Consider the following 1,811-nt stretch of genomic DNA (forward strand, 5'->3'; position numbering starts at 1 on the left):
GTCAGCAGACGCGTAGTTTTTGCTATGTTGATGATCTGATTGATGCCATGGTCAAAATGATGAACTCGGAAGAGGGTTTTACTGGCCCAGTTAATATTGGTAATCCCGGTGAGTTCACTATGCTGCAATTGGCAGAAACAATCCTCAAGCTCTCGGGTAGTAAATCGAAGATTATTCACCAGCCATTGCCATCAGATGATCCAAAGCAGCGTCAGCCCAATATTGAACTAGCAAAAGGCAGGCTGGCTTGGGAGCCCAAAGTTAATTTAGAGGATGGTCTTAAAGAGACGATTGCTTACTTTAAGAAAGTGGTTGCATAGTTGCCTTTAGAAAAATCAGGGAAGCATTTTGATCGCATTCGCTCATTTGTTTTAAGGGCCGGAAGAACTACGGCTGGCCAGCAGCGTGCCATTGAGGAGTTAGGCCCTCAGTTCTTAGTGCCGTTTCAGGAGACCGTCTTGGATCTTCCTCAGGCTTTTAATGGCTCCTCCCGTCCAAAGATATTGGAGATTGGTTTTGGGATGGGCGAGACCACTGCCAAAATTGCTGCCTTGCGCACTGAGGATGATTTTCTGGCAATTGAAGTACACCCCCCAGGAGTTGGCGCTTTACTAAAGCTAATTGGTGAAAACAAGCTCACTAATTTACGCTTGATTCGTCATGATGCAGTTGAGGTGCTAGAGAAGATGATTGCGCCAAATTCTTTGGATGGCATTCATATTTACTTCGCAGATCCTTGGCATAAGAAGCGTCATCACAAGCGCCGCCTAATTCAGGCAGAGTTTGTGAGGCTGCTGGTCTCACGACTCAAACCTAGCGCCTATCTACATTTAGCTACCGACTGGCATAACTATGCTGAGCAAATGCTCTTAGTATTAAATGCAGAGCCTGACTTAGAAAATACCTCTACTGATCAAATACGCATTGAAACTTTTTCAGCGACTGATGTTGCTAGTGAGATTGAGCTTGCTAAAGAGTCTTTTAAAGAATTCAAGCCGACTCTTGAGCAGATAGAGGCTAAGCATCCTGGATACGTTGAGAGACCTGCATATAGACCAACCACTAAGTTTGAAACTCGTGGCATTAAGCTGGGGCATGGTGTGTGGGACTTAGTCTATAAGAAAAAATAAAGTAGCGATGATGTCAAAAATAAAGCCGCTCTTTTAGGTTGGCTGAGCGGCTTAGTTGTTTCTGATCTTAGCTTACAAACCAAGACAAACGTATTTGAGTTCTAGGTATTCATCCATGCCATAGACGCTACCTTCACGTCCTAAGCCGGATTGTTTAACTCCTCCAAATGGACCCACTTCATTCGAGATAATTCCAGAATTCACGCCCACAATACCGTACTCCAATGCCTCTGCCGCTTTCCAGATGCGGCCAATATCGCGGCTATAGAAGTAGGAGGCTAATCCAAATTGACTATTGTTCGCTAATCTTATTGCCTCCTCATCGCTTTCAAAAGCAATAATAGGAGCTACTGGACCAAAGGTTTCTTCATGAGTAATGAGCATGTCATTGGTGACATTTGACAAAATAGTTGGTTCATAGAAAGTGCCGCCCAATGAAGATCGCTTACCACCGCTGACCAGCTTAGCGCCTTTGCTAAGTGCATCAGCCACATGCTTTTCAACTTTATCAAGTGCAGCTTGCTCAATCAGTGGGCCTTGGGTAGTGCCGGCTTCCATGCCGTTACCCACTTTAATCACTTGAATGGCCTTGGCAAACTTCTCTACAAATTGATCGAGCACATTCTTGTGGACATAAAAGCGATTCGCACAAACGCAAGTTTGACCAGAGTTGCGATATTT

General features: G+C 44.6%; 2 protein-coding genes and 1 pseudogene. 2 read left to right on the top strand and 1 reads right to left on the bottom strand.

The genetic code is table 11. The annotated features are described in order from the left end of the window. A pseudogene (locus B7Y67_RS16975) lies at nucleotides 1–320 on the top strand (GDP-mannose 4,6-dehydratase); the annotation flags it as partial. Beyond that, on the top strand, nucleotides 321–1,130 hold the full coding sequence (trmB, locus tag B7Y67_RS16980) for a tRNA (guanosine(46)-N7)-methyltransferase TrmB (RefSeq protein WP_293599638.1): 810 nt from the start codon (nucleotides 321–323) through the stop codon (nucleotides 1,128–1,130). A gap of 72 nt (nucleotides 1,131–1,202) precedes the next feature. Here the strand turns inward: trmB and B7Y67_RS16985 are convergent. Beyond that, nucleotides 1,203–1,811, bottom strand: a 609-nt coding sequence (locus B7Y67_RS16985; protein WP_293599639.1) for an aldehyde dehydrogenase family protein, incomplete at its 5' end; no start/stop codon positions are given.

Source organism: Polynucleobacter sp. 35-46-11, from assembly GCF_002281105.1.